The 25,557-nt window shown below is 66.9% G+C and carries 25 protein-coding genes; 18 read left to right on the top strand and 7 right to left on the bottom strand.

The window, feature by feature from the left end; all coding sequences use genetic code 11:
* The first annotated feature begins 113 nt into the window (after window positions 1-113).
* The 14 genes from GDIA_RS04120 to GDIA_RS04055 all read left to right on the top strand — a co-directional run bounded on the left by GDIA_RS04120 (window position 114) and on the right by GDIA_RS04055 (window position 14,467).
* Window positions 114-2,261, top strand: a complete 2,148-nt coding sequence (locus GDIA_RS04120) for a methyl-accepting chemotaxis protein (protein ID WP_231854117.1) — start codon at window positions 114-116, stop codon at window positions 2,259-2,261.
* A 294-nt stretch (window positions 2,262-2,555) separates the two neighbouring features.
* Entirely contained in the window at window positions 2,556-3,209 is a 654-nt protein-coding gene (locus GDIA_RS04115) for a cytochrome c3 family protein (RefSeq protein WP_012226654.1), read from the top strand.
* On the top strand, window positions 3,197-6,040 hold the full coding sequence (locus tag GDIA_RS04110) for a 4Fe-4S dicluster domain-containing protein (protein ID WP_012226652.1): 2,844 nt from the start codon (window positions 3,197-3,199) through the stop codon (window positions 6,038-6,040). Before GDIA_RS04115 ends, GDIA_RS04110 begins: the two co-directional genes overlap by 13 nt.
* The gene (gene nrfD / locus GDIA_RS04105; protein WP_012226649.1) at window positions 6,037-7,383 is read left to right on the top strand and encodes an NrfD/PsrC family molybdoenzyme membrane anchor subunit; all 1,347 of its coding nucleotides are present in this window, start codon (window positions 6,037-6,039) and stop codon (window positions 7,381-7,383) included. The genes GDIA_RS04110 and nrfD overlap by 4 nt, the downstream gene beginning before the upstream one ends.
* Window positions 7,380-7,898: a DUF3341 domain-containing protein gene (locus GDIA_RS04100; RefSeq protein ID WP_012226647.1), complete on the top strand. Its 519-nt coding sequence runs from the start codon at window positions 7,380-7,382 to the stop codon at window positions 7,896-7,898. Before nrfD ends, GDIA_RS04100 begins: the two co-directional genes overlap by 4 nt.
* A 122-nt stretch (window positions 7,899-8,020) precedes the next feature.
* Window positions 8,021-8,452 carry a c-type cytochrome gene (locus GDIA_RS04095; RefSeq protein WP_244455100.1) on the top strand — a complete coding sequence of 144 codons (432 nt, stop codon included), beginning with the start codon at window positions 8,021-8,023 and terminating at the stop codon, window positions 8,450-8,452.
* Window positions 8,449-9,483: a hypothetical protein gene (locus GDIA_RS04090; RefSeq protein WP_012553381.1), complete on the top strand. Its 1,035-nt coding sequence runs from the start codon at window positions 8,449-8,451 to the stop codon at window positions 9,481-9,483. Before GDIA_RS04095 ends, GDIA_RS04090 begins: the two co-directional genes overlap by 4 nt.
* Window positions 9,476-9,868, top strand: coding sequence for a hypothetical protein (locus GDIA_RS04085; RefSeq protein ID WP_012553380.1), 393 nt, complete (start codon window positions 9,476-9,478; stop codon window positions 9,866-9,868). Before GDIA_RS04090 ends, GDIA_RS04085 begins: the two co-directional genes overlap by 8 nt.
* Entirely contained in the window at window positions 9,865-10,647 is a 783-nt protein-coding gene (locus tag GDIA_RS04080; RefSeq protein WP_012553379.1) for an SCO family protein, read from the top strand. Before GDIA_RS04085 ends, GDIA_RS04080 begins: the two co-directional genes overlap by 4 nt.
* Window positions 10,644-11,609: a cytochrome c oxidase subunit II gene (gene coxB, locus GDIA_RS04075; RefSeq protein WP_012553378.1), complete on the top strand. Its 966-nt coding sequence runs from the start codon at window positions 10,644-10,646 to the stop codon at window positions 11,607-11,609. Before GDIA_RS04080 ends, coxB begins: the two co-directional genes overlap by 4 nt.
* A gap of 4 nt (window positions 11,610-11,613) precedes the next feature.
* On the top strand, window positions 11,614-13,236 hold the full coding sequence (locus GDIA_RS04070; RefSeq protein WP_012553377.1) for a cytochrome c oxidase subunit I: 1,623 nt from the start codon (window positions 11,614-11,616) through the stop codon (window positions 13,234-13,236).
* Window positions 13,229-13,876 carry a cytochrome c oxidase subunit 3 gene (locus GDIA_RS04065; RefSeq protein ID WP_012553376.1) on the top strand — a complete coding sequence of 216 codons (648 nt, stop codon included), beginning with the start codon at window positions 13,229-13,231 and terminating at the stop codon, window positions 13,874-13,876. The genes GDIA_RS04070 and GDIA_RS04065 overlap by 8 nt, the downstream gene beginning before the upstream one ends.
* The gene (locus GDIA_RS04060) at window positions 13,873-14,154 is read left to right on the top strand and encodes a hypothetical protein (protein WP_244455099.1); all 282 of its coding nucleotides are present in this window, start codon (window positions 13,873-13,875) and stop codon (window positions 14,152-14,154) included. The genes GDIA_RS04065 and GDIA_RS04060 overlap by 4 nt, the downstream gene beginning before the upstream one ends.
* Before the next feature lie 19 nt (window positions 14,155-14,173).
* A complete protein-coding gene (locus GDIA_RS04055) occupies window positions 14,174-14,467 on the top strand; it encodes a putative quinol monooxygenase (RefSeq protein WP_012226610.1) in 294 nt (97 codons plus the stop codon).
* A 37-nt stretch (window positions 14,468-14,504) separates the two neighbouring features.
* On the opposite strand, the gene GDIA_RS04050 is transcribed toward GDIA_RS04055, so the two are convergent.
* Window positions 14,505-15,827, bottom strand: a complete 1,323-nt coding sequence (locus tag GDIA_RS04050) for a cytochrome P450 (RefSeq protein ID WP_244455098.1) — start codon at window positions 15,825-15,827, stop codon at window positions 14,505-14,507.
* Between the two features lie 420 nt (window positions 15,828-16,247).
* On the opposite strand from GDIA_RS04050, the gene GDIA_RS04045 reads away from it, so the two are divergent.
* Together GDIA_RS04045 and GDIA_RS04040 are read left to right on the top strand one after the other, a co-directional pair.
* Window positions 16,248-17,363, top strand: coding sequence for a polyamine ABC transporter substrate-binding protein (locus GDIA_RS04045; RefSeq protein WP_012553373.1), 1,116 nt, complete (start codon window positions 16,248-16,250; stop codon window positions 17,361-17,363).
* The gene (locus tag GDIA_RS04040; protein WP_012553372.1) at window positions 17,350-18,987 is read left to right on the top strand and encodes a GGDEF domain-containing protein; all 1,638 of its coding nucleotides are present in this window, start codon (window positions 17,350-17,352) and stop codon (window positions 18,985-18,987) included. Before GDIA_RS04045 ends, GDIA_RS04040 begins: the two co-directional genes overlap by 14 nt.
* On the opposite strand, the gene GDIA_RS04035 is transcribed toward GDIA_RS04040, so the two are convergent.
* The 5 genes from GDIA_RS04035 to GDIA_RS19355 all read right to left on the bottom strand — a co-directional run bounded on the left by GDIA_RS04035 (window position 18,920) and on the right by GDIA_RS19355 (window position 23,320).
* Window positions 18,920-19,396, bottom strand: coding sequence for a free L-methionine (R)-S-oxide reductase MsrC (locus GDIA_RS04035; protein WP_012226606.1), 477 nt, complete (start codon window positions 19,394-19,396; stop codon window positions 18,920-18,922). The two genes, GDIA_RS04040 and GDIA_RS04035, sit on opposite strands and share 68 nt — an antisense overlap.
* Window positions 19,397-19,627: 231 nt before the next feature.
* Entirely contained in the window at window positions 19,628-19,897 is a 270-nt protein-coding gene (locus GDIA_RS04030) for an HU family DNA-binding protein (RefSeq protein ID WP_012226605.1), read from the bottom strand.
* A gap of 102 nt (window positions 19,898-19,999) precedes the next feature.
* Window positions 20,000-20,758 (bottom strand): glucose 1-dehydrogenase, encoded by a 759-nt coding sequence (locus GDIA_RS04025; protein WP_012553371.1) that lies wholly within the window; start codon window positions 20,756-20,758, stop codon window positions 20,000-20,002.
* An 82-nt stretch (window positions 20,759-20,840) separates the two neighbouring features.
* The gene (locus GDIA_RS04020) at window positions 20,841-22,967 is read right to left on the bottom strand and encodes a M3 family metallopeptidase (RefSeq protein ID WP_049762994.1); all 2,127 of its coding nucleotides are present in this window, start codon (window positions 22,965-22,967) and stop codon (window positions 20,841-20,843) included.
* Window positions 22,964-23,320, bottom strand: a complete 357-nt coding sequence (locus GDIA_RS19355; protein WP_162013722.1) for a hypothetical protein — start codon at window positions 23,318-23,320, stop codon at window positions 22,964-22,966. The genes GDIA_RS04020 and GDIA_RS19355 overlap by 4 nt, the downstream gene beginning before the upstream one ends.
* Here GDIA_RS19355 and GDIA_RS04015 point away from each other — a divergent pair.
* Window positions 23,280-23,522 carry a hypothetical protein gene (locus tag GDIA_RS04015; RefSeq protein ID WP_012553369.1) on the top strand — a complete coding sequence of 81 codons (243 nt, stop codon included), beginning with the start codon at window positions 23,280-23,282 and terminating at the stop codon, window positions 23,520-23,522. The genes GDIA_RS19355 and GDIA_RS04015 overlap by 41 nt on opposite strands.
* A 50-nt stretch (window positions 23,523-23,572) precedes the next feature.
* On the top strand, window positions 23,573-23,716 hold the full coding sequence (locus tag GDIA_RS04010) for a hypothetical protein (RefSeq protein ID WP_244455097.1): 144 nt from the start codon (window positions 23,573-23,575) through the stop codon (window positions 23,714-23,716).
* Between the two features lie 12 nt (window positions 23,717-23,728).
* Here the strand turns inward: GDIA_RS04010 and ybaL are convergent, their stop codons facing one another.
* Complete coding sequence (gene ybaL / locus GDIA_RS04005; RefSeq protein ID WP_012553368.1) at window positions 23,729-25,462, bottom strand: cation:proton antiporter domain-containing protein; 1,734 nt, start codon at window positions 25,460-25,462, stop codon at window positions 23,729-23,731.
* Between the last annotated feature and the right edge of the window lie 95 nt (window positions 25,463-25,557).

Below are 25,557 nucleotides of genomic sequence, written 5' to 3'. Positions count from 1 at the left end.
GGGGTCTTTTTATGATGGCATCGTCAAGCGCCCGGTCCCGCCCGTATTTGTCGACCAAAATCATCATGATATGCGGGCTGTCGTTTCTCGTTATCCAGATCGTCGCCGTAAGCTTGTCCGCCAGACTGATGAAGGCGCAGGTCGAGAAGAATATCTATTCCGAGGCGATTTCAAAAAGCCAGATCCTGGCGCAGCAGATCATCCAGGCGCTCGACGCGCAGAATACCGTCGTGCGCAGCCTGCGAGGCACCATTGAATCCGCCCATCGGTCCGGTGTGCTGACCAGGCAGTTCGTCATCGACAATCTGTCCGAAACCATGCGCCTCTTCCCCGATATTTACGGCATGGACGTCAAGGAAGCCGCGCATGGCGCCGAGGGCTCGCTCTTCCCCGGCGGGCCGGCCGGCAGTTCTCACGACGTATTCTTTCCCTACGCCGTGCGCGGCCCGGGCGGCAAGGTTGCCATCACCACGCCCGCGCTGCATTACAGTCCCGTCTTTTATAGTATTATAAATACCGGAAATCTCGAAGGTCTTGAACCGTATATCGACACGGATTCAGGGGTTCCGATGGTATCGCCCACCTATCCCATCACGTTCGATGGAAAGAGGATCGCCGTCATCGGCGCGGATATCCCGCTCGGGTGGCTGGCGCCGCTTCTGAAAACCGTCCATATCGCCCAGGGTTCGACGGTTTCCCTTCTGTCGGATCAGGGCTTCTGGATCGTCACCCCCAATTCCTCGCAGGTGATGAAGCATTATGATGCGTCGTCCGACGCGACTGTGCAAAAGGCCATAACACAGCATACACTGACCATCGCGCGGGATTTCAATGACGGCGCGGTGGACCGTATCATCGTTCCGATCAGAATTGACGATTTCGGCATCTACTGGACGCTTATCGTCGACGTGCCGTCCGACGCGATCACCAAACCCGTCTGGAATACCGTCTTTTCCCTGGTCGTTCCGGGGGTTACGCTGATTCTGCTGTCCATCGTGGTGATGTGGCTCACGTTCAACAGGATGTTGAGCACGCCCCTGCGCAACCTTTTGCGGTCGGTTTCGGAACTGGAACGCGGTGAATATAACGGCACGGTCTACGGGACACGGCGTTCCGACGAAATCGGCGCCATGGCCCGTGGGCTGGAGGGCTTCCGCGGGTCCCTGCTCAGGGCACAGCAGGCTGACGCCGAAGCCCGGCAGGCCCGCCAGCAGAACGAGGCGATGCAGGCCGCGCGCCGCCGGGAAGACGAACAGAGGCTCAAGGACGGCAACCGGGTCATCAAGACGATCGGCGCCGCGCTGGACGACCTGGCCAACGGGGACCTGTCGGCCCGTGTCCATGACGCGCTGCCCCGGGAGTTCGAGCCGCTGCGCGACAATTTCAACCGGTCGGTCCAGCAACTCGCCATCGCCATCGGGGGCATCTCCGAGGCCGTCAGCGTCATCAGGAAAGGCAGCCAGGTCGTCTCGGGCGGGGCGGAGGAACTCGCCGAACGGACGGAACAGCAGGCCGCCGCGCTGGAAGAAACGACGTCCGCGATAAATCAGATCGCCCGGAACGTTTCCCAATCGGAGGAGATCATCACCCAGACCCAGACCGTCGGTCTGAAAGCCTGCCGGTCCGCCGAATCGTCTTCGGACATCATGGGCAGGACCCGCAAGGCCATGCAGCGCATAGAAACGAGCTCGGCCGAAGTCGTCGCCATTATCGAGATCATCGAAGGCATCGCGTTCCAGACCAATATCCTTGCCCTCAATGCCAGCATCGAAGCCGCCAGCGCGGGCAACGCGGGAAAAGGCTTCGCCGTCGTGGCCAACGAAGTCCGCAGCCTGGCCCAACGCAGTGCCGAGGCCGCCAAGGGCATCAGTTCGCTGGTGAACAAGACGGTCGAGGAAATTCATGAAGGTGCGACCTGCGTGCGGGACACGGAACGGGCCCTGCAGGATATTTCCAGCCTTGTCTCGACAATGGGCGAGAAGCTGAACACGATCGTCCATAGCGCGCGTGAACAATCCTCCAGCCTGCGGGAGGTCACCACCGCTGTAAACGTCATGGACCAGACCACGCAGAAAAACGCATCCATCGCCGACAATTCGCGCTCGTCGTCACGCAGCCTGACAGAGGAAACGCAGAAGCTGACGGACCTGATCACGCACTTCAAACTGTCCGGGTCCGAAAACAGCGATATCCAGGCATGGCACGGTGAAGTCATTCACCTGGCCGAACGGGTTCATGAACGTTCGGGGTTCAATCGCTGATATCGTAGCTTACGGGCAGGTGCCTCTATCCACTGTCCCCAGTCCGAGAAACTTCGGATGCGGGGCGGTGGATCGAGCACAGACGGACCAATCACCACCTGGAATAATCCGCGCTTCAAGGCACAAGAGTAGCCCCAGGGTTACTCGGTCAATCCTGCCGCGCGCCTGCCTGCCATAGATCCGCCGCCGGTCACCGCGACGTGATGGGATCGTTTTTCATCCCGGATGCGTTCGAGGGGGGAACGATGCGCGGGTGGATCGGGCCGCCCTGGTCAGCAAGGTGGAACATGGCCGATGGCGGCGGTATTCACTCCACGAGCCAATGTCATCGTTACCGTGGTGATGCTGGGGATCGTGGGCGCCGTTGCCGGTGTGTGCCTGTGGTGGTTTGCCTGGCCACGGTCGGATTACGTTCGCCATGTCGGGTGGATAATCCAGCAGCCGGTCCCGTTCAGCCATCAGCATCATGTGGCGGGGCTGGGCATCGATTGCCGGTTCTGCCACAGCAGCGTGGAACGCAGCGCGCAGGCCAGCCTGCCGCCGACCTTCACCTGCATGACATGTCATTCCCAGATCTGGACCAACGCCGCCCTGCTGGCGCCGGTTCGCGACAGCCTGACGGAAAACAGGCCGATCGTCTGGGCGCGGGTCACGGACGTTCCGGACTACGTTTATTTCAATCACAGTATCCATGTCTCGAAAGGCGTGGGGTGCGAGAGCTGCCACGGCGACGTGGCCGGCATGCCCCTGACCTACAAGGCGAAGACCCTGACGATGCAGTTCTGCCTGGACTGCCACCGCAACCCGGGGCCGAACCTGCGCCCGCTTGCGAACGTCTATGACATGGGCTGGCACCCGGACCATGCGACACCACCGCCGACGGAACTGATGCGCGCCTACCATATCGGCGGCCGCAACCTGACGGAGTGCTCGATATGCCATCGCTAGACGGGCTGCCGGGCGACGAACGGGAGTGGATCGGGCGTTTTCCGCATCTGGAACAGGCCCTGGCGCATCCGCTGGACCGGCGGCGGACGCTGAAACTGATGGCCCTGGCGCTGGCCGGCGGCGGGCTTGCGGGATGCGATCCCGGAACGCCGGATCGCGGCTTCGTCTCTGCCGTGCGGGCGGCGCCGGGGGTGATTCCGGGGGTGCCCAACGTCTACGCCAGCGCCCATGTCCGCGACGGCTATGCCAACGGTATCCTGGTTACCCACCAGATGGGGCGGCCGACCAAGGTGGAAGGCAACCCCGGACACCCGTCCAGCCTGGGTGCCACCGATGTATTCGCCCAGGCCGCGATTCAGGATTTCTATGACCCCGACCGGGCCAGCGGGCCGCTGCATGACGGCATGCCCGCCGCGTGGCAGGAGGTCACGACCGCCCTGCAGGTCCTGCGCGCCGCGCCGAACGGCGGGGTGCCGCAAGGTGCGTCCGGCCTGCGCATCCTGACCGGAACCGTCACGTCGCCCACCCTGGGGGCGGCGATCGACGCGCTGCTGGCGGCCTATCCCGGCGCGATCTGGCATCGATGGGACGCCATCGGGCGGGATACGGTGCGGCAGGGCGCGGAACTGGCCTATGGCCGCCCGGCGATGGTGATCCCGGACCTGCGACAGGTCGATGTCGCCCTGGCCGTGGACAGCGACCTGCTGGACAGCGCGCCCGGCCATCTGCGCCATGCCCGGGCCTTCGCCGGCCGCCGCAATCCGGTGCAGGGGCCGATGAACCGCCTGTATGCCGTGGAGCCGACGCCCAGCCTGACAGGGGTAGCCGCCGACCACCGCTTCATCACGGCGCCCGCCGCCTGCGACGAGATCATCGGCCGCCTGGCCGCCGCCGTGTTGCGCAACGAGGCACCGTCGGGCGGCCCCGACTGGCTGGGCGCGGTGGTGGCCGACCTGCGCGCCCATCCCGGGCGGGCGCTGATCCATCTCGGCCCCGATCACGGGGCGCAGGCCCAGGCCGCCGTGCATGCGATGAACGAGGCGCTGGGCGGCCGGGGCAGGGCATTCGACGTCTTCGACGCACCCGATCATCGCCCGGCGCGGCCGACATCCACCCTGCCGGCCCTGATGGACGACATGGAAAACGGGCGCGTCCGCGCGCTGCTGATCCTGGACGTCAATCCGGTCTATCAGGTGCCGCGTTTCGCGGCGGCGCTGCCGCGCGTCCCCCTCAGCGTCGCGCTGGCCGACCGGCCGCATGAGACGGCGCAGGCGGCACGATGGCATGTGCCGCTGGCTCATGGGTTCGAGGAGTGGGGCGATGCCCGCGCCGACGACGGTACGGCGACGATCCTCCAGCCGCAGGCGATGCCGCTCTATGGCGGTGTCAGCGCCGCGACCATCCTGCATCTTTGCGCCGGCGACGTCGCGCGCCCCGCGCGGGACCTGGTGCGGCAGACCTGGCGGCAGCATCTGCCGTCGGAACGCGACTGGCGCGCGGCGCTCGCGGCGGGTGTCGTTCCCGGCACCGCCAGCGCGCGCCTCGATACGCCGCTCGCACCCGTCATGCCGCCCGCGCCCCCTCCCGCGCCGCCCGTGGACCTGACCCTTCTACTGCGGCCCGACCCGCATCTGTGGGATGGGCGCGAGGCGAACAATCCCTGGCTGCAGGAATTGCCGCGCCCGCTCAGCAAGATCGTCTGGGGCAACCCGCTGCTGATCCCGCCGGACCTGGCGCGGTCGATGGGCCTGCGCAATGGGGACGAGGTCGCGCTGTCGGTGGGTGCGCGCCGCGCCGTGCTGCCGATCTGGGTGCAGCCCGGGCAGGCATCGGGCTGCGTCGTCGGGCTGCTGGGATCGGGCCGGCGGCGCGCCGGGGAAACGGGTGACGGGGTCGGCACCGACCTGTATCCGCTGCGCGACGTGGCCGGGCCGGTGCGTATGGTCGCCACCGGCCGCGCGGTGGCCGTCGCCTGCACCGAACACCACGCCACCCTGGTGGCCGATACGCCGTCCGACATCGTGCGGCATGGCGTGCTGGCACGGTTCCGGCAGAACCCGAAATTTCTTGGAACCGCGCAGGACGATCCCGCCCCCGCTGCCGCCCTGTACCGTCGGAACCCCGGCGCCCCGGTGGCGTGGGGCATGGGCATCGACCTGAACGCCTGCATCGGCTGCAATGCCTGCATGACCGCCTGCCAGGCGGAAAACAACGTGCCGGTGGTGGGACGTGACGAAGTGCTGCGCCAGCGCGAGATGCACTGGCTGCGGATCGATCGCAGCTATGAAGGAACGCAGGACGCACCGGACACGTTCTTCCAGCCCATGCTCTGCATGCATTGCGAACAGGCGCCGTGCGAAACGGTCTGTCCCGTCGGCGCCACGACGCATGATTCGGAGGGCCTGAACGTGATGGTCTACAACCGATGCGTCGGCACGAAATTCTGTTCCAACAACTGTCCTTACAAGGTCAGGCGATTCAACTACTTCGCCTTCGCCGAACAGGAACGCCGGCCGCCGATCAGCCGCAATCCCGATGTCTCGGTCCGCGCGCGGGGCGTCATGGAAAAATGCACCTTCTGCGTCCAGCGGATCGCGCAGGCGCGCATCGCGGCCGACCGGGACGGGACGGTGGAACAGGTGGTGACGGCCTGCCAGGCCGCCTGTCCCACGCAGGCCATCACGTTCGGAGACATCAACGACCCCGATGCTGCTGTCAGCCATCGCAAGGCCAGTCCGCTGACCTATGTCGCGCTGCCCGAACAGGGCACGCATCCGCGCGTGACGTACGAGGCGCGCATCCGCAATCCCAACCCGGCGATCGAACTGTGAGCGCCCCCGCCGTCGTCGCACCGGGCGAGACCGCGCAGTCGCTGACCGAACGCATTTGCGCGGTGACGCTGCGCGAGGACGCGCGCCCCTGGACGCCGCTGTGGTGGTGGGGGGCGTTCGCGGTGTCGCTGGGGCTGCTGGGCATGGGCGTGGTCGCGGTCGCGTGGCTGTTTTATGCCGGCCTGGGCATCTGGGGCATCGACTGGCCGGTGGTCTGGGGGCTGGATATCCTCAATTACGTGTGGTGGATCGCCATCGCCTCGGGCGGCACGTTCATCTCGGCCCTGTTCTTCCTGCTGGGGGTGGAATGGCGTACGGCGCTGAACCGCCTGGCGGAAAGCCTGACCCTGTGCGCGGCCCTGTGCGCCGCGATCTTTCCCATCCTGCATCTGGGGCGGCCCTGGTTCTTCTACTGGCTGTTTCCCTATCCGAACACGATGGGACTATGGGCGCAGTTCCGCAGCCCGCTGGTGTGGGATTTCTTCGCGATCCTGACCTATGTTCTGGCGTCGATCCTGTTCTGGTATTTCGGCCTGCTGCCGGACCTGGCGACCTTGCGCGACCGCGCGCGGGGGCAGGGGCGGCGCATGTTCTACGGGGTGCTGGCCCTGGGTTTTCGCGGTTCGGGCACCCAGTGGCGGCATTATCGCGCGGTCTATGCCGTGATGGCCGCGCTGATGGCGCCGCTGGTGGTGTCGGTGCACAGCATCGTGGGCATGGATTTCGCGGGCAGTGCCGCCACCGGCTGGCATTCCACGCAGTTTCCGCCCTTCTTCGTCTTCGGTGCCGCCCTGTCGGGGTTCGCCGTGGTGCTGATGGCCATCCTGCCGCTGCGGTCGCTGCTGGGCCTGCAGCCCTATGTGACGGAGCGGCACATCGACGTGCTGGGCCGGCTGTTCCTGACCAGTTCCCTGTGCGTCGCCTATGCCTATCTGATGGACGCGTTCGCCACGTTCTACGGGCCCGACCAGGCGGACCGGACGATGTTCCTCATGCGCGCCTTCGGCCTGTACGCGCCGGTCTATTGGGGCACCATCGTCCTGAACATCGTGTTCCCGCAATTGCTGTGGTGGCGCGCGGTGCGGCTGACCCAGCCCCTGGTCTGGCTGATCGGGCTGGGCGTGCTGGTCGGCATGTGGCTGGAGCGGTTCCAGATCATCGTGACCAGCCTGGCGCGCACGCAATTGGCCTCCGCCTGGGGGCAGTACACGCCGACGATATGGGAATGGAGCCTGCTGTTCGGCACGATCGGGCTGTTCCTGACCACGTTCCTGCTGATCGTGCGGCTGATGCCGGTGGTCGCGATGGCCGAAATGCGGGCCATGCTGCGGGGGCCGGCATGATCGTCGCCGCCTTCGCCACCGAGGCCGGAATGCGGAAGGCCGCCGCCGAAATCCGGCGCGGCGATCCCGGATTCGTGGAAACCTACATGGCGATGGAACCGCGCGAGGCGGAAGACGACGGTGCCGGGGACGGGCATATGGCGGGCGGTTCCATCCTGCCGGCGGTCATGCTGTTCGGCGGGATCGTGGGCGGGCTGGGCGGCTTCCTGATGCAGGCCTATGCCACGACCATCAGCTATCCGCAGAATATCGGTGGCCGGCCGGACCTGTCCTGGCCGTCCTATGTGCCCACGACCTTCGAACTGGCGGTCCTGGGCGCGGTGGTCGCCGGCATGGCCGGATACCTGCTGCTGGCCCGGATGCCCCGCCTGTACGATCCGGTGGACGAGGCCGAGTGCATGCGCACCGCCATGCTGGGATTCTATGTCCTGGTCGCGCGCCCCACCGACAGCGCCCGCGCGCACCGGGTCCTGGCCCGCCACGCCCCGATCGGGATCGAGGAGGTAGCGGAATGAGAGGCTGTTTCAAAAGCCCCGCTGCTGGCGATCCGACGCGCGTTTTGAAACAGCCTCCGAGGCCGCGCCCCGCTTTCGTCCTGGCAATCGCGGCCGTGCTGCTGGTCGCCGGCTGTGACGACATGACGAAGCAGAGGAAGCAGAACCCGTATGCCAGCCGTGCGACCGCCCCGGGCGAAGTTCCGGGCGGCACCGTGCAGTACGGCGAAACCGCCAGTCCGGTGCCCCCGGTGACGATGGCGCTGCTGGAACGCGGGCGAACCGAATATCATGTTTTCTGCGCGCCCTGCCATGCCGAAACCGGTGACGGTCATGGCATGATCGTGCAGCGCGGCTTTCCCGCCCCGCCGCCGCTGGCCATGTCATCCCCGGCCGCGTCCAGGCCGCAGTTTCTGTACGACGTCGTAACCGGCGGCCGGGGCATGATGTACGGCTTTGCCCAGCGGATCGAGCCTGGCGACCGCTGGGCCGTCGTTGCCTATGTGCATGCGTTGCAGCGCAGCCAGCACATGGTGCTGGCCGACCTGACGCCGGAACAGCGGGCCGCGCCATGACCCGTACCCCGCCCCGGACCGAAGGCGTCGCATGGGCCATCGCCGGACTGGCGGGGCTGGCGGTGCTGGCCGGGCTGGTGTGGATGCCCCGCGCCGTCTATGGCCCGTGGCTGGCCGCATGTGCCGCCTGGCTGGGCTGGCCGCTGGGCAGCATGGCGCTGATCCTGGCCCACGCGCTGACGGGTGGGCGCTGGGGCGACATCCTGCGCCCCGCCCTGCGCGCCGGCGTGGCCACCTTGCCGCTGGGCCTGCCGGCGCTGGCCGTCCTGCTGGCGGGGGCAGGGGATCTCTATCCGTGGCTGCATGCCGGGGGTACCGCGCACGCCGCCAACCGGTTCTATTTGAATCCGTCCTTCGCGCTGCTGCGGATCGCGCTCTATGCGGGGGTCTGGGCCGTGCTTGCCGTGGCGTGCCTGCGGGGGGGCAGGCTGGCGCGCATCGCGCCGGCGGGGCTGATCCTGCTGGCCCTGACCTTCAGCTTCGCGTCCATCGACCTGACGGAATCGCTCGACCCGCACTTCAATTCCAGCGCCTACGGGCTGATCGCCGCCGCCGGGGCGGGCCTGCTGGCGCTGGCGCTGGCCATGCTGCTGGTCCTGCTGGCGGGTTCTGCCGACGGGGCCGCGACGCGCGACCTGGCGCGGCTGTTGCTCGGCCTGACGGTGCTGTGGGCCTACCTGGATTTCATGCAGTTCCTGATCATCTGGCAGTCGAACCTGCCGGTCGAGGCCGCCTGGTACGGCCGCCGCCTGCATGGCGGATGGGGCGCCGTGGCGGTGGGGATCGTGCTGCTGCATTTCCTGCTGCCCTTCGTGCTGCTGATGCTTGCCCCGCTGCAGGTCCGGCGCCCGGTCGTGCTGGGTGCGGCGGCCCTGCTGGTGACCATGGAGGTCGCGCGCAATCTGTGGCTGGTCCTGCCGGAACGCGCGTCGGTGTCGGTGATGCTGACGCTGGCGTCGCTTCTGCTGTTCGCGGGGGCGGGGGCGGCACTGTGCCTCCGCACGATGCAGCGCGAGGCCGCCCATGCCTGACGATCCCGCCCCCGCCGCGCCCCCGCATTTTTCCCGCCCCCGGCATGAAGTCCGGGATGTGGCCCTGCGCCCGGTCCTCGTGGTCGGAATCGGGGTGGGCGTGGCGGTGGTGATGCTGGCGGTGCTGGCCAACATGCTGTTTCCGCAGCACACGCTGGACACGGAACTGCGTGGCCCCCTGCCGCGGATGGCCGCGCCTGCCCTGCAAAGCGACCCGCCGGCCGACATGGCGGCCTTCCGCGCGGCGGACCTGGCACGGCTGAACGGGTTCGGCTGGGTGGATCGCGCGGGCGGGGTGGCCCACGTGCCGATCGACCAGGCGATGCGGCAGGTGGCGCGCGACGGTATTCCGGACTGGCCATCCGCCGGGGCGGACCGGCCATGACGCCCGGACCGACGATCGGGCGCGCCATGGTGGCGGCGCTGGCCCTGGCGGTATCCACGGCGGCGTGGGCAGGTCCGATGCAGGACCTGGCCTTCACCCAGCGCCAGGGGGCGATCGTGCCGCTCGATGCGCGCTTTACCGACACGGCGGGGCGCACCCTGCCGCTGGGCGCGTTCATGGACGGCCATCCGGCGATCCTGTCGATCGGCTATTACACCTGCCCCAATCTGTGCGCGCTGGAACGCGAGGACCTGCTGCACGCGCTGGATGCCGGCGGCCTGAAGACGCCCGACGATTACACGTTGATCGTCGTCAGCATCGACCCGGCCGAAACCGCCGCCATGGCGCGGCAGGCCCGGCAGGACGACCTGGCCAGCCACGCCACCCCGGGCGCCGACCGGGGCTGGCATTTCCTGGTCGGGCAGGCGGCGTCGATCGCGCGCCTGTCCCAGGCGGTGGGGTTCCACGCGCGGTACGATCCGGCATTGAAGCAGTATCTGCACCCGATGGGGCTGGTCTTCATGACGCCGGCCGGCATGGTCTCGGGCTACGTGCTGGGGGTCGGCTACCGCCCCGGCGATGTCCGGCAGGCCCTGGCGTGGGCGGCGGCGGGACAGCGGGCCGAGGCGTCGCCGGTCCTGCTGCTGTGCTTCCATTACGATGCCGCCACCGGGCGCTACACGCTGGCGGTCCGCAAGCTGCTGCGGCTGGGCGCGCTGATGACGGTACTGACCCTGGCCACCCTGCTGGGCATGGCCCATTGGCGGAGGGCGCGATGACCTGGCTGCCCGAAGCCTCGTCCCACGCCATGCGGATCGATATCCTGCTGGCCGGACTGGTGCTCATCAGCCTGGCGGTGCTGGGGCTGGTGTTCGGGCTGATGCTGCTGAACGTGCTGCGTTTCCGTGCCGGCCGCACGACGGATATCGTCCGGGCCATCGCGGAACATAAAAGCTGGTGGTTCGAGATTTCCTGGACCTCGGCGACGCTGGTGATCTTCTTCGGCCTGTTCCTGTGGGCCACGCAGCTTTACGTCGTGGCCTTCCGCCCCCCGGCCGGGGCGATCCAGGTCTATGTCACCGGCAAGCAATGGATGTGGAAGATCCAGTATCCGGGCGGCCAGCGCGAAATCAACGCGCTGCACGTGCCGGTGGGCCGGCCGGTGCAGTTGCTTTTGACATCGGAAGACGTGATCCACGATTTTTCGATCCCGGCGCTGCGGATCAAGCACGACGTGCTGCCCGGCCGGTATCAGAGCCTGTGGTTCACGGCAACGCAGACCGGATCGTTCCGCCTTTACTGCACCCAGTTCTGCGGCCTGGCCCATTCCCGCATGACCGGCACGGTGACGGTCCTGAGCGCCGCGGATTATGCCGGATGGCTGAACGGCACGCCGGCCAGCGGCAGCCTGGCGATGACGGGCGAGGCCCTGTTCATCCGCAGCGGCTGCAGCGGCTGCCATGCCTCCAGCCGCTATGCCCCGGATGCGGCGGATACCAGCCGGGCGCCGTCGATGGTCGGGCTGTACGGCAGCCGGGTGACGCTGGCGGACGGCCGCGCGATCATGGCCGATGCCGCGTTCCTGCATGATTCCATCCTTGATCCGCCGCGCAGGCAGGCTGCCGCCTTCGCGACCGAAATGCCGTCCTTTCGCGGCGTCCTGGCCGAGGACGACCTGGCCGCGCTGGTCGCCTACCTGCAGACCCTCTCGCCCGCCCTTCCTCCAGTTGCAGGGAATTGACGCGATGTCGGAAAGCTATCTCTGGCAGGACGGAACCCTGCGATCCTGGCTGCTGACGCGTGACCACAAGCGGATCGGCCTGCTCTATCTGGGCTCGATCACCGCCTTCTTCGTGCTGGGCAGCGTCGGGGCGGCGCTGGTGCGGCTGCAGTTGCTGGAACCGAACGGCACCATCCTGTCCGATGCGACCTATAACCGGATGTTCACCATGCATGGCGTGGTGATGGTCTGGCTGTTCCTGGTGCCGTCGATTCCGGTCACGCTGGGGAACTTCCTGGTCCCGCTGATGCTGGGCGCCCGCGACCTTGCGTTTCCGCGCCTCAACCTTATCAGTTGGTACCTGTTCGTCGCGTCGGGCCTGCTGGTGGTCTACGGGCTGTTCCGGGGCGGCCTGGAAACCGGCTGGACGTTCTATACCCCGCTTTCGTCGGATTATACCGAGGGCCGGGTACTGCCGGTCGTGCTGGGTATCTTCCTCAACGGGTTTTCCTCGATCGCGACGGGGGTGAACTTCATCGTCAGCATCCATCAGCTTCGCGCGCCGGGCATGACGTGGTACCGCCTGCCGCTGATGCTGTGGGCGCTGTATGCCACCAGCGTCATCTTCGTACTGGCGACACCGGTCCTGGGCATCACGCTGCTGCTGCTGGCGTTCGAACGCCTGTTCCACGTGGGCGTGTTCGACCCGACGCTGGGCGGCGATCCGCTGCTGTTCCAGCAGATGTTCTGGTTCTACTCCCACCCCGCCGTCTACATCATGATCCTGCCCGGCATGGGCGTGGTCAGCGAAATCGTCAGCACGTTCTGCCACAAGCCGGTGTTCGGCTACCGCTTCGTGGCATGGTCGTCGGTCTCGATCGCGGCGATCGGCTTCATCGTGTGGGGGCACCACATGTTCGTCGCCGGAACGTCGCTCTATTCCGCCATCGTCTTTTCGATGTTCAGCTTCTTCGTCTCGGTCCCGTCGGCCATCAAGGTCTTCAACTGGCTGGGCACGATGCATGGCGGTTCCATCCGCCTGGACGCCCCGATGCTGTATGCGATGGGCTTCATCGGCCTGTTCACCGTGGGCGGCCTGACCGGCCTGTTCCTGGCCTCGCTGGCCGCCGACGTGCATCTGACGCAGACCTATTTCGTGGTCGCGCATTTCCACTACATCATGGTCGGCGGCATGGTATCGGCCTATTTCGGCGGCCTGCATTACTGGTGGCCCAAGATCACGGGCCGGATGTACCCCGAAATGTGGGGACGCCTGGCGGCCGCCCTGATCTTCTTCGGCTTCAACCTGACCTTCTTCCCCCAGTTCATCCTGGGGTTCGAGGGCATGCCCCGCCGCTATGCCACCTATCCCGCGCAGTTCCAGGTCCTGAACGTGCTGTCCTCGGCCGGGGCGAGTATCCTGGCCGTCGCCTATGCGATGCCGCTGGTCTATTTCACCTGGTCGCTGTTTCGCGGCGCCCGCGCGCCCGACAACCCGTGGGGGGCGACGGGCCTGGAATGGCGGACGACATCGCCCCCGCCCACCGAGAATTTCGCCGTGACACCGGTCGTGACCACCGACGCGTACGATTACGCGGACCTGGATGCCCATGCCGGGCTGGCGGATACGGGGGTGCCGCATGTCTGACGGTTCGACGCTCGACCACCATTCCCCTTACGAGACGCCCCTGCATCGCGACGAAAGCGCGCTTGCCGGCATGTGGCTGTTCCTGGCCAGCGAGGCGCTGCTGTTCGGTGGCCTGTTCCTGGTCTGCCTGATCTATTCGCACACCCGGGCCGGCGGATGGGCCCTGGGCGTGCGCCACACGAACCTGGCGATCGGGGCGGTCAACACCCTGATCCTGATCACCAGCAGCGCCGTCTTTACGATGGCGGTCGAGGCGGCAAGGCGTGGCGACAACCGCCGCGTGGTCCGGGCCGGACTCGGCGCGGCGGCGCTGGGCCTGGCATTCCTGGCCCTGAAGGGGATCGAATGGGGACAGGAATTTGGTGAAAACCTGTTTCCCGGGCCGCATTTCGCCCTTCATGGCCCGGATTTCGGGGGCGCCGAACTGTTCTACAGCTTCTACTTCCTGGCGACCTTCCTGCACGGCATGCACATGGTGGTCGGAATCGGGCTGATCCTGTGGATCTGCCGCAAGGCCCATCGACAGGCGTTCAGTCCCGCATGGAACACGCCGGTCGACGTCGTGGGCCTGTACTGGAGCTTCGTCGACCTGATCTGGATGCTGCTGTTCCCGTTGCTCTATCTGATCGGGCGGGCATGATGACGCGCATCGCGATATATTGGGGAATGCTGGTCCTGCTGCTGGTGGCGGAACTGGCGGCCGCGCGGGCGGGAATCGGGATCGCCGTGTCCGTGCTGGCCATCCTGATGGTACTGGTCATCGTGCTGGGCTTCATGCAGATCCTGCATGCACCGAAGCTGGCGATCATCTTCGCGCTGGGCGGCCTGTTCTGGCTGACGATCCTGCTGGCCCTGGGCAGCCTGGACAGTTTTACCCGGACGACCGTACTGGTGCATGATGTTAACATTACGGGATAAAGACCTGATGGAGAGCCGGATGGAAAAGACACTCTACGCCACCATGCGCGCGCTGCCGGGGCAGGAGGACGCCGTCGCGGCCCTGCTGCGCGACCTGGCGGGACAGGTCCGGGCCGAGCCCGGCTGCCTGCGCTTCGTCGTCTATCGGCTGGAAAACGATCCTGCCGCCTTTCATGTCGAGGAGACCTATCGCGACCAGGCGGCGTTCGAGGCGCATATCGGCATGGAGCACGGGCGGCGTTTCAACGCGGCCATTACGACCATGGTCGAAGGCGGGGCATCGACCGTCGTGTTCCTGGACCGGGTTGCCTGACGCCACCGCCGCTGCCCCCAGGCGGCCGTAGCGGCCTTTACGCCCGGCGCGTCAGGCGAAAGGCGGGGGCGTAGCTGGGCCGCGTCGACAGCACGCCGACCGGCAGGACGGGAGCGTGGTCCACCAGGGCCAGCGAGACATCCTGCACCACGCGCGCCAGCACCAGCACCGCTTCGGTCATTGCCAGTTGCGCGCCGATGCACACATGCGGGCCGGCCCCGAACGGCAGGAACGCGAAGCGCGGCGGGTCCGGCCGGTCCAGGAAACGCGCGGGGTCGAAGCAGCCGGGGTTGTCCCACAGCGCGGGATTGCGATGCAGCATCCAGAAGGGCAGCAGGACCATCGCCCCCTTCGGCACCGTGTGACCGCACAGGTCGGCCTCGTCGACGCTTTCGCGGCCGCTCATGAACGCGGGCGGGTACAGGCGCAGCGTTTCGCGCACGACGGTGGTGGTGACATGCAGCGCGGGCAGCGTCGTGGCCGCGCCGGCGGGGGACAGGTCCATGTCGCGGACCTCTCGCGCCACTTCGTCCTGCCAGCGGGGCGACTGCGCCAGCAGCAGGCACGCCCAGAACAGGACCGAGGCCGTGGTCTCGTGCCCCGCGACGATCATGGTCGCGACTTCGTCGATCAGTTCGGACGTCGTGCCGCCTCCCTCCGCGCCGAAGGCGGCCTGCATCAGGTCGAACAGGTCGCGCGGGGCGTCGGTGGGGCCCAGGGCCTGGCGGGCCGCGATGATCTGCCCGATCAGGGCGACCCAGCGCCGGCGAAAGCGCCGCCGCCGCCAGCTCAGCAGCGTGGGCATGCCGGGCGGCAGCAGGAAATCGCCGGGGCGCGGCGTGCCGATGCCGGTCATGAAGCGGGTGACGGAATCGCGCAATGGACGGTCGAAGGACCCGATATCCAGCGAGAACATCGAGACCGCCGCCACGTCCAGCGCCAGGCGCCGCATGGTGGAAAACAGGTCGACCGGGCGGTCGGGCTCCAGCGCCCGGCAGGCGCGGTCGGCGCAGGCGGCGATATGCCCGGCCAGGACGGGCACGCCGCGCGGGGTGAAGGCCGGCGCCATGGCGCGGCGCTGCCGCCGCCAGGTCTCGCCCTCGCTGACCAGCAGGCCGCGCCCGACGATCGGGCTCAGTACCCGCTGGCCGACGCGCAGGCGCCGGTATCCCCCCGCCTGGGTCACCAGGATGTTCTGGACGGAATCAGGTCCCGCGGCCAGGACCAGCGGCCGGCCCAGGGCGCGCAGGCTGACCACCGGCTGGTCGAAGCAGCGGCGCGGAAAGGCGGAATAGCCGTTGCGCCGCAATGCCGCCAGCACGCCCAGGCCGCCGGCCCGGTCCGCAAGCATGGGCGGCATGGGCGGGATCAGAGGAGAGGATTCGAGCACGGTCGGGCCTTCGCTGGACAGAAGGGCAGGCTATCCAAACCGTTGGAAACTGGAAAGGACGGCAGCGGGAAGCAGGGGACCGGGAAACGGAGGGCCGGAGCCGACGAACAGGGCGCGGAGGCCCGGCGAAAGGCGATGGCCGAGATCGATTGAGGATCGTAATCAGTTCCGTGTTACCCGGTTAGAGTCACGTGGAACTTATGACGGGAAAAATCAATACTGTCTTTCCGATCAGAGAATCGGCCTGATCATGGGCCGGCGGTTGATCATGGACTGGGAATGCGTAATAACGTCAAAGTGGATGGGCGGGGTCGGTCATATCGTCCAGGAGTCTTGCACTATACTCGCGCGACGGCCTGTCGCCGCTATTGGGACAAAGGGTTGGCCGGAATGGAGGGGCTGTTTTCCGGCATGCGGCAGTGGACATCGCGACGGCCTGGCAGAACGGGAATTGCGCGCGCCTGTCCCGGTTTCCGAATCATCCTGCCTGCGATCCTGATCGTTTTCGGCTGCCAGGCATCATCGGCGGCACCGCTGAATTTCCTGGTCTGGGAATCGGGCGTCAGTCCCGAAGTGGTCAAGTCGTGGACCGACATGACCGGCATCGACATCAACCAGATCATCTTCGACAGTGGGGACCGGCGCGACCTGATGGTCGCGAACGTGAATGCGCCGATCGACCTGGCGGTAATCGACAGCGCCCACGTCCAGGCGTTCGGCGAACGCGGGCTCCTGCTCGACCAGTCCCGCTTCCCCCTGCCGCCGGAGGAGCAGAGCGAAGGGCGGTGGCGCGCGATGTGCGGCCGTTACGGCGTGCCCTATAGCTGGGGGAATACCGGCATCGTCTACCGCGCCGACCGGCTGAAGGTGCCGCCCAGTTCGTGGGGCGACCTGCTGAAGCCCGCCCCGGCGCTGGTGGGACATATCGCGATGCCCGATGATCAGGAGGAACTGCTGGCTGCCGCCCTGAATTATCTGGGGCGTCCGATGAACAGCGGCGATCCCCAGGACCTGCGCCGCGCGTTCGACCTGCTGCGCGCCCAGGCGCCGGCCGTCCTGATCTATGGATTGCCCGTCACCGCGCAGCAGGAACGCAGCGTGCATGACCTGATCGATATCGGACTGGGGGGAACGGGGGACGAGAAGACCCTGAACATGACGACGGACCAGACCCAGCCCTGGCGGTTCGTCACGCCGCGTGAAGGGGTGATGGTATGGGTCGACTGCCTGGCTGTGCTCAGCCGGACCTCCCGTCCCGACCTGGCGGAGAAGTTCATCCGCTTCCTGGTCAGGCCGGACAATGCGGTCCGGGATGCGATCTTCCTGCACCAGCCGACACCGAATCCGCGCGCCGAGGCGATGCTGCCCCGCGCGGTCCGCGATGATCCCCAGATCTATCCGCCCCAATCCTACCCCATCATCTATCGCAAGCCCGTGCCGACCGACAGCCTGGCGTTGCGGAGGCGGATTCTCGGCGCCCTGATTGCGATCCATGACGCTCAATAGACGCGCATTCGCGGTCCTGCTGCCGATCGTCCTGCTGGGCCACATCCTGGCCGGCGGGGCGGCGTTCCTGGGATACCGTACCGCACTGGTCCTGCTGCACAAGGCGCGCGTGCAGCAGGAACTGTTCCAGCTCAAGACGTCCTATTCCGATTATGTGTCGCTCGAAGCGCAGTTGCTGTACGTCATCCGCAACAGCAGCGCCTTCATGTCCTTCATCAACGAATCCGATCAGGCCTACCGGACCCGTGTCCTGGCCATCGGAATCCAGGACAGCCTGCAATCACTCGTTCCCAATGACGGGACGAAGGTGTCGTGCAGCGTCTTCCAGTCCGATGGGCGCGAGATCTTCTATTTCGACAACGGCCTGGACCCGTTCCAGACGCTGGGCGAGCATCAGGCGGCATTCGCGCACGCCGTCCTGACCGACAACGCGCTGTCGCGCACCGGCCTGGTGACGGAAAAGGACGGCACGACCTATCTGCTGGATGCGGCGGAAGTTCAGGCGCGGGGCAATCGCCCGGTTTCCTCCGGGATGCTGCCGGAACAGTCCGTCCTGTTGCAGATCGCTGTGAAGCCCAGCCGTTTCGAGACGATTCGCCACACCCTGGCGGTCGAGTACGGGGCACCGGTCGAATTGTCGGCCACACCGCCGGTGCCGGGCAGGGGGCTGTCCGCCAGCGTCCGACTGGCACCCGCGCTGTACGCCCGGGTAACCCCGGCCGGGTCCTATATGCGGGCGAAGCTGACGCGGGTCGCGATGGTGATCGGGATGTTCGTCGTGGTCCTCAGCGTGATGTCGGTCGGTGTGCTGATGCTGCTGGTGCGGCGCTATATCATCGCACCGATCGAGGAACTGGACCGGCAGGTGACGGCGATCATGGAAAAGCGCCGGATCGACATCGATGTGCCCGAACGGGGCGAGATCGGGCGGCTGGCGGCGAATGTGCGGATGCTGCACGGGCAACTGGCGCGGGCGCTGCGCAAGACCCGACGGCTGTACGAGACGGATTCGGTGACGGGCATCGGCAACCGGATCTATTTCAACGAAATGCTGGAACGGTTCTTTCTGGACAGCGCCGAAACCGGTCGCCCGCTGACCATGCTGTTCATCGACCTGGACAATTTCAAACAGGTCAATGACGAGCACGGCCATCGGACCGGTGATGCCCTGCTGGTGGCGGTGGCCAAGGCGCTGGTGGCCTCGGCCGCCGAGACGGCGGAGGCCTGCAACGAACCGCCGGGCATCGCTGCGCGCCTGTCGGGGGATGAATTCGCCTTCCTGATCCAGGCCGAGCCGCGCAGCGCCGCGGTGCAGATGCTGATTCAGTCGTTCCTGGTAAAGTTCCGCTGCGGGTTTGCTGTCGAGTCCGACTCATACCCGGTGACCGCCAGCGTCGGTGTGGCCGCCGTGCCGGGCGACGCCGATACGCCCACGCACCTGATGTCGTGCGCGGACCATGCGATGTACTACGCCAAGGCGGCGGGGCGGAACACGTTCGCGTTCTACAGCGACCTGCCGCCCTCGGCCCGTACGCCGGGTGTACGCGTCCCCTCGCTCAGGCGGTCGGTGCGGGAACAAGCAGCGCCGCCACCTGTTCCAGGACCAGCCGATCCTGCGGTGTGAAACGGTCCCTGATCGGGCTGTCGATATCCAGCACCCCGATCAGGCGGTCACCGTCCAGGATCGGAACGACGATTTCGGATTCGGACGCGGTGTCGCAGGCGATATGGCCGGGAAAGGCATGCACGTCGGGCACCACGATGGTGCTTCGCCGGGCCGCGGCGGTGCCGCAGACGCCCCGGCCCACTGCGATGCGGGTGCAGGCGACCCGCCCCTGGAACGGCCCCAGCACCAGTTCGCCGTCACGCAGGATATAGAACCCGGCCCAGTTGATGTCCGGCAGCGCCTCGAACAGCAGGGCGGAGATGTTCGCCATGTTGGCGATCAGGTCGCGTTCGCCCGTCAGAACGGATTCGACGGTGGACAGCAAATCCTCCAGCGTGACGCGGTGATCGGCAGGCAGGGTGGTCATTGACGGGCTCCGGGTGGCTTGGCCGGTGGGGTGGGTCGGCTGCGTATAGAATGCCACCGTCGAGGGCGGAACCAACCAGGACGCGAAATGCACGACAAAAGGTCGCTTTATCAGATCGCGGAAGCGCGCGGCCGTCCAGCGGCATTGCCAGAAAGGCATCCGCCGGGGAGGAGGGCCGTTCGGGGTGGTCCGGCACGCGCCGCTGCGGGGCGGGGCCGGACCGGCCCCTGATCAGACCGCCTTTTTCAGGTTGGGACTGGCCTTGAAACGGACGGTCTTGCCGGCCTTGACCTTCACCGGTTCGCCGGTGCGGGGGTTCAGCGCCTTGCGCGCCTTGGTCTTGTGCACGGTGAATGTGCCGAACGACGGCAGCGTGAAACCGCCTTCCTCCTGCAAGGTTGCCACGATGGCGGTAATCAGGTCGTCGGCGGCCTTGCCGGCGGCGACGCCTGTGCAGGCAAGAGAATCCTGAAGAACGGCGGCGATGAAAGCCTTGCTCATGGAGGAGCGTGTCCCAATAGTTATTGACCGTGGGGAACGGTAGCAGCGAGGCCGGAAAATTGTCTAATCCGATCGCGGCGCGCGGGCCCAGATTCGCATCCCTTACTGCGCGGTGTAGCCGCCGTCGATCACCAGTTCGCTGCCGGTCATGAATTTGGATTCGTCCGAGGCAAGGTAAAGAATGCCGTAGGCGATGTCGTCGGCCTCGCCCAGATGGCCGATCGGATGCAGCGCCACCAGCTTTTCGCGGGCGGCGGCCTGGTCGGCGGTCAGGCCCTGGACCATCGGTGTCCAGATATAGCCCGGATGGACGGAATTGACCCGGATCTTGTAGCCCGAGCGCGCGCAGTGCAGCGCCGCCGACTTGGTGAACAGCCGTACGCCGCCCTTGCTGGCATTGTACGCCGCCAGCGTCGGATCGCCGATCAGCCCTTCGATCGACGACAGGTTGATGATCGACCCGCCATGATCCTTCATCGCCGCGACGGCGAACTTGGTGCCCAGGAACACCCCGTCCAGGTTGATCGACTGCACGCGGCGCCATTCGGCCAGGTCCGTGCTTTCCACGGTGCCGGAAAACGCGATGCCGGCATTGTTGACGGCAATGTCCAGCCGGCCGAACCGGCCCGTCACCGCCGCCATGGCCTGGGTCCAGGCGTCCTCGCTGCTGACGTCCAGCGGCACGAACAGGGCCTCGCCGCCCGCCGCCCCGATCTCGGCGACGACCGCCTGGCCCTCGTCCTCCTTCAGGTCGGCGACGGCGACGCGCGCGCCCTCGCGGGCCAGCATCAGGGCGGTGGCCTTGCCGATCCCACGGGACGCCCCCGTGACGATCGCCACTTTTCCGGAAACGCGGGCCATGGTGGTCTCTCCTTGTCGAAAATCGGGGCCATGGTGCGCCATCCGTCGCGCCTGGCCAATGATTTGCCTCAACGCGTGCGGGTCACTCCTGGCCCGGGACCAGCCCGCGATGTCGCAGCATCGGGGTGATATCGGGGTCCTGGCCGTAGAAGGCGCGGAACATCGGGCCGTACGCCATCGTATGCCCGCGTGACAGGATCATGTCGCGGAAGCGCTGCCCGTTTTCGCGCGTCAGCCCGCCGTGGGCGCGGAACCAGGAAAACGCCGCGTCGTCCAGCATCTCGGTCCACAGATAGGCATAATAGCCGGCGGCATAGCCGTTGGCCCAGATGTGCAGGAAATAGCTGGACCGGTAGCGGGGCGGAACGTCCGTGGTATCCAGTCCGGATCGGGCCAGCGAGTCCGCTTCGAACCGGTCGACGTCCTGGCGCGGGGCGCCGGCGGGCAGCATGTGCCAGTCCATGTCCAGCTTGGCGGCGGCGATGACCTCGCCCAGCGCGTAGCCCTGGTCGAAGCGCGCGGCCTTCCTGATCTTGTCGACCAGGGGCTGCGGCATCGCGGCGCCGGTCTGGTACTGTCTGGCGTAATGGGCGAAGACGATCGGGTCCAGCGCCCAATGTTCGTTGAACTGGGACGGGAATTCGACGAAATCGCGGGCCACGGCGGTGCCGGACAGGGTGGGATAGGTCTGGTCGGCGAACATGCCGTGCAGCGCATGGCCGAATTCGTGGAACATCGTGGTGACGTCGTCGAAACTGATCAGGGCGGGTTGCCCCGGCGCCGGCTTGGTGAAGTTCGCGACGTTATAGACCACCGGCTTCGTGCCCAGCAGGTGCGACTGCCCCACGAAATTCGACATCCAGGCGCCGCCGTTCTTGTTGTCGCGCTTGAAGTAATCGAAATAGATCAGCGCCAGCGGCGACCCGTCCTTGTCGGTGACCTGGAACACCCGTACGTCGGGGTTGTAGACGGGGATGTCCTTGCGTTCGGTGAATGTAAGCCCGTACAGCCGGTTGGCGGCGAAGAACACGCCGTCGCGCAGCACCCTGTCCAGTTCGAAATAGGGTTTGACCTGGTTCTGGTCCAGGTCGTAGCGCGCCTTGCGCACCTGTTCGGCGTAATGGGTCCAGTCCCACGGCTGGGGCTGGAAGGTCTGGCCGTCCACATGGATGGCGGCGCGGATATCCGCGATTTCGCGCTTCTGTTCGGCCAGCGTCGCGGGCACGAGCTGCGCGATGAAACGCTGCACCTTCGCAGGGGTATCGGCCATCTGGTCATACAGCACGTATGACGCGTAATCGGGATAGCCCAGCAGTGCTGCCTTGCGCGCGCGCAACTGCGCCAGTTCGGCGATGACGGCGCGCGTGTCCCCGCTGTCGCCGTGTTCGGCGCGCAGCCAGCTATCGGCGAACAGCGCCTGGCGCGTGGCGCGATCGGTCAGGGATTGCAGGTCCGGCTGCTGCGTCGTGTTCTGCAGCGGCAGCGCCCATGCGTCCGTCAGCCCGCGCCCCCTGGCGGCTTCGGCGGCGGCATCCAGTGCGGCCCGGTCCAGCCCGTGCAGGGCGGCGGGGCGCCAGACGACCAGCGCGCCCTGCCGGGTCGCTGTCAGCAAGGTCTGCTGGAAGCGGGTTTCCAGTTGCGACAGGTGCGTGTTCAATCCGCGCAGCGTCGCCTGGTCCGCGGCGGACAATTGCGCGCCGGCATGGATGAATTGCTGATAATAGACCGTCAGGAGCTGCGCCTGCTCTTCCGTCAGGTGCAGCGTGGCGCGCGCGTCGTACAGCGTGCGGACCCGGGCGAACAGTCCGGGATTCAGGTAGATCGCATCCTGATGCTGGGCCAGTTTCGGCGCGATGGCCGTTTGCACGGCATCCAGCGCCGGATTGGTGTTGGCCTGGTACACCCCGTCGAAGGTCTCGGACACCCGGTCCAGCACGCGGCCAGAACGTTCCATTGCCGCGATGGTGTTGTCGAAGGTCGGGGGCGCGGGATAATCCGCGATTGCCTGGATTTCGGCCATCTGCTGCGCCATGCCCTGCTCGAACGCGGGCTGGTAGTCGCCGTCATGGATCAGGTCGAAGCGCGGGGCCTGGAACGGCAGCGTGCTGGCGGTCAGGAACGGATTGTCGGCGGCATGGGCCGGGCCGGACAGGGCCGCCCAGCCACCCAGGCACGCGGCGACGGTACGAAGCCAGACGGTACGATTCATGCGTTTCCAGACCTTCTGCGGTGGCATGGCGCGCAGGATGGGCCAACGGGGCATGAAAATCCACCCGACCCGAAACGATCCGGCAGGCCGCTTAAGGCCGTGGATGGCGTGGTGGATTTGAAAAATAACATAATCTTTTCGTTATAACTATTGACAATGACGATATATGACGTATGATCTGGTAAATCCTGCGATTTGTCGGGATTTCGGGATCGGGGCACGATGGCGATGCGAATGTGGAACTGGCACCGATGTAGCGCGCGGCGCTGCGGCCAGCGCGGCGGGCCGAACGCCACGCCTTGACGGACCGGCATGCCGCCGGCCGCCGAATATACCGACGGACGGATATCCATGCTGAATTCCACGATTATCGAAGTCGACGGCATCTTCCTGGGCGCGGCCATCGTGCTGGATGGTCTCGGCGGCCGGCGCTTCTACGCCACGCACGACAGCGTGCGTTCCCTGCATAACCAGACATTGCCGGACCTGGTCGTGCTGACGCACCGGGTGGCGCAGCAATTCCGTCGTGCCCGCTTATGCCAGGGGGCGTTATGAACACGCGCTGCGGCTGTCCGGGGACCATTCCGGCGCGCGGGCGGGACCGCATGCCGTCCGCGGCCCAGTGGGCGGAATGGGGCGGCAGGGCGGCCGTGCTGCTAGCCGTCGCCTGGGCGGCCTGCATGGTGTGGAACGGCGGCGCGGGCCTTCATGCGCTGTCCCAGGCGACGGCGGCGTTTTTCGCAGCCTGATCCCGATCCGCGCTATGCCACCGCGCCGCCGCCCATTTCCGGCAGGGCGCGCGTCATGGCGTGTACCGGAGAGATAGGGGATATGTCGTGTTCGGCATGGTCCAGCATCGCCCGGGCAATTTCGCGTTCGCCCATGATGACGACGTCCGCGCCCAGATGGTGCAGGTGATCGACCGCGCTGTCGAAATGCGCGCGGGCGATGATGGTGATGGACGGATTGGCGGCGCGGCCCTGCGCGACCACCTGTCCGGCCTCGAACGCCTCGGGGATTGCCACGACCAGCAGCCGGGCCTCGGGAATGTTCGCGGCGGCCAGGACCGCGGGATCGGCGGCATTGCCCAGAATGGTCTCGATCCCGCGATCGCGCAGGGGCTGCATCGCCATGTCCCCGGTTTCGATCACCAGCAGCGGCCAGCCCTGGTGCAGCAGCCCGTCCACCACCAGCGCGCCCACCCGGCCATAGCCCACGACCACGGCGTGCCCGCGCAGGGTGCTGGGATGGGCTACCGTCGCGGCTTCGCCGGGTGGTCCCGCGCGCAGGGCGTCGATCCTCTCCGCCCACGGGGCCAGCAGGGTGACCGCCAGGAAGGCCAGGGGATTGAGCAGGATCGACAGGATCGAGACGGCCAGGATCAGGCTGCGCGCCGATTCGTCCAGCAATCCCAGATCGACCCCCAGCGTCGCCAGGATGAATGAGAATTCCCCGATCTGCGACAATCCGGCGGCGATGGTCAGCGCGGTGCGCAGGCTCTGGCGCAGAACGCAGAGGGTGACGAACACGATGGCCGGCGTCACGATGAAGACGACGGCCAGGGGGGCCAGCAGGCTGGCGGGGTGACGCAGCAGGGTCGTGGGTTCGAACAGCATGCCCACGGAAATGAAGAACAGCACGGCGAAGGCGTCGCGCAGCGGCAGGGTTTCCTCCGCCGCGTGCTGGCTGAGCGCGGATTCGCTCAGCACCATGCCCGCGACGAAGGCCCCCAGCGCGAAGGAGACGCCGAACAGTTCCGACGCCATGAAGGCGACGCCCAGCGCCACGGCCAGCAGCGCCAGGCGGAACAGTTCGCGCGATCCGATCCGCGCCACGTAATGCAGCGCCGCCGGAATGACGCGGCGCCCGACCAGCAGCATCAGCGCGATGAACGCCGCGACCTTGCCCAGGGTCAGCGCCAGGGTCAGTGCCAGTGCCGACAGGGCGGGCGCATGGGCGGTCCCGTCCTTCAGCACCGGGGCCAGCGCGGGCAGCATGACCAGCACCAGCACGGTCACCAGGTCCTGGATCACCAGCCACCCGATGGCCAGGTGCCCACGCTCGGTTTCCATCAGCCGCTGTTCGTCCAGCGCGCGCATCAGCACGACCGTGCTGGCGACGCTCAACGCCAGGCCGAAGACCAGCCCTGCCCGTACCGTCCAGCCCATCAGTAGCGCCAGTCCCATGCCGGCCAGGCTGGACAGCGCCACCTGCAGCAGGGTGCCGGGCAGGGCGATGGCGCGCACGGCCAGCAGGTCCTTGACCGAAAAATGCAGCCCGACCCCGAACATCAGCAGGATGACGCCGATATCGGCCAGTTGCAGGGCCAGTTCCTGGTCCGCGACGAAACCGGGCGTGAACGGCCCCACCGCGACACCGGCCAGCAGGTAGCCGACCAGAACCGAAATCTTCAGCCGGTTGGCCAGCATTCCCAGCACGAAGGCCAATGTCAGGCCGACGACCAGGATGGTGATCAGGGGGCTGGCGTGGGACATGGCCGGTACTCCTGGCGGTACCGGAACAACGGCGGAACGTCGGCCGGGGTTGTGGGGCGGGACCGTTATTTACTGTACAACCGGCATGATGCATG

Origin of the sequence: Gluconacetobacter diazotrophicus PA1 5 (genome assembly GCF_000021325.1) — a bacterium.
Lineage (GTDB): Bacteria > Pseudomonadota > Alphaproteobacteria > Acetobacterales > Acetobacteraceae > Gluconacetobacter > Gluconacetobacter diazotrophicus.
The sequence above is the reverse complement of the archived record's forward strand: the minus strand, read 5'-3'. Positions and strand labels throughout refer to the sequence as shown.

Bases quoted from the DNA above. Each gene is read 5' to 3' on its own strand.
- GDIA_RS04115 (WP_012226654.1), top strand. From the start codon at position 2,556: ATGGCGGCGGTATTCACTCCACGAGCCAATGTCATCGTTACCGTGGTG.
- GDIA_RS04110 (WP_012226652.1), top strand. From the start codon at position 3,197: ATGCCATCGCTAGACGGGCTGCCGGGCGACGAACGGGAGTGGATCGGG.
- GDIA_RS04100 (WP_012226647.1), top strand. From the start codon at position 7,380: ATGATCGTCGCCGCCTTCGCCACCGAGGCCGGAATGCGGAAGGCCGCC.
- GDIA_RS04095 (WP_244455100.1), top strand. From the start codon at position 8,021: ATGACGAAGCAGAGGAAGCAGAACCCGTATGCCAGCCGTGCGACCGCC.
- GDIA_RS04090 (WP_012553381.1), top strand. From the start codon at position 8,449: ATGACCCGTACCCCGCCCCGGACCGAAGGCGTCGCATGGGCCATCGCC.
- GDIA_RS04085 (WP_012553380.1), top strand. From the start codon at position 9,476: ATGCCTGACGATCCCGCCCCCGCCGCGCCCCCGCATTTTTCCCGCCCC.
- GDIA_RS04080 (WP_012553379.1), top strand. From the start codon at position 9,865: ATGACGCCCGGACCGACGATCGGGCGCGCCATGGTGGCGGCGCTGGCC.
- coxB (WP_012553378.1), top strand. From the start codon at position 10,644: ATGACCTGGCTGCCCGAAGCCTCGTCCCACGCCATGCGGATCGATATC.
- GDIA_RS04070 (WP_012553377.1), top strand. From the start codon at position 11,614: ATGTCGGAAAGCTATCTCTGGCAGGACGGAACCCTGCGATCCTGGCTG.
- GDIA_RS04065 (WP_012553376.1), top strand. From the start codon at position 13,229: ATGTCTGACGGTTCGACGCTCGACCACCATTCCCCTTACGAGACGCCC.
- GDIA_RS04060 (WP_244455099.1), top strand. From the start codon at position 13,873: ATGATGACGCGCATCGCGATATATTGGGGAATGCTGGTCCTGCTGCTG.
- GDIA_RS04055 (WP_012226610.1), top strand. From the start codon at position 14,174: ATGGAAAAGACACTCTACGCCACCATGCGCGCGCTGCCGGGGCAGGAG.
- GDIA_RS04050 (WP_244455098.1), bottom strand. From the start codon at position 15,827: ATGCCGCCCATGCTTGCGGACCGGGCCGGCGGCCTGGGCGTGCTGGCG.
- GDIA_RS04045 (WP_012553373.1), top strand. From the start codon at position 16,248: ATGGAGGGGCTGTTTTCCGGCATGCGGCAGTGGACATCGCGACGGCCT.
- GDIA_RS04040 (WP_012553372.1), top strand. From the start codon at position 17,350: ATGACGCTCAATAGACGCGCATTCGCGGTCCTGCTGCCGATCGTCCTG.
- GDIA_RS04035 (WP_012226606.1), bottom strand. From the start codon at position 19,396: ATGACCACCCTGCCTGCCGATCACCGCGTCACGCTGGAGGATTTGCTG.
- GDIA_RS04030 (WP_012226605.1), bottom strand. From the start codon at position 19,897: ATGAGCAAGGCTTTCATCGCCGCCGTTCTTCAGGATTCTCTTGCCTGC.
- GDIA_RS04025 (WP_012553371.1), bottom strand. From the start codon at position 20,758: ATGGCCCGCGTTTCCGGAAAAGTGGCGATCGTCACGGGGGCGTCCCGT.
- GDIA_RS04020 (WP_049762994.1), bottom strand. From the start codon at position 22,967: ATGAATCGTACCGTCTGGCTTCGTACCGTCGCCGCGTGCCTGGGTGGC.
- GDIA_RS04015 (WP_012553369.1), top strand. From the start codon at position 23,280: ATGCCGCCGGCCGCCGAATATACCGACGGACGGATATCCATGCTGAAT.
- GDIA_RS19355 (WP_162013722.1), bottom strand. From the start codon at position 23,320: ATGGATATCCGTCCGTCGGTATATTCGGCGGCCGGCGGCATGCCGGTC.
- GDIA_RS04010 (WP_244455097.1), top strand. From the start codon at position 23,573: ATGCCGTCCGCGGCCCAGTGGGCGGAATGGGGCGGCAGGGCGGCCGTG.
- ybaL (WP_012553368.1), bottom strand. From the start codon at position 25,462: ATGTCCCACGCCAGCCCCCTGATCACCATCCTGGTCGTCGGCCTGACA.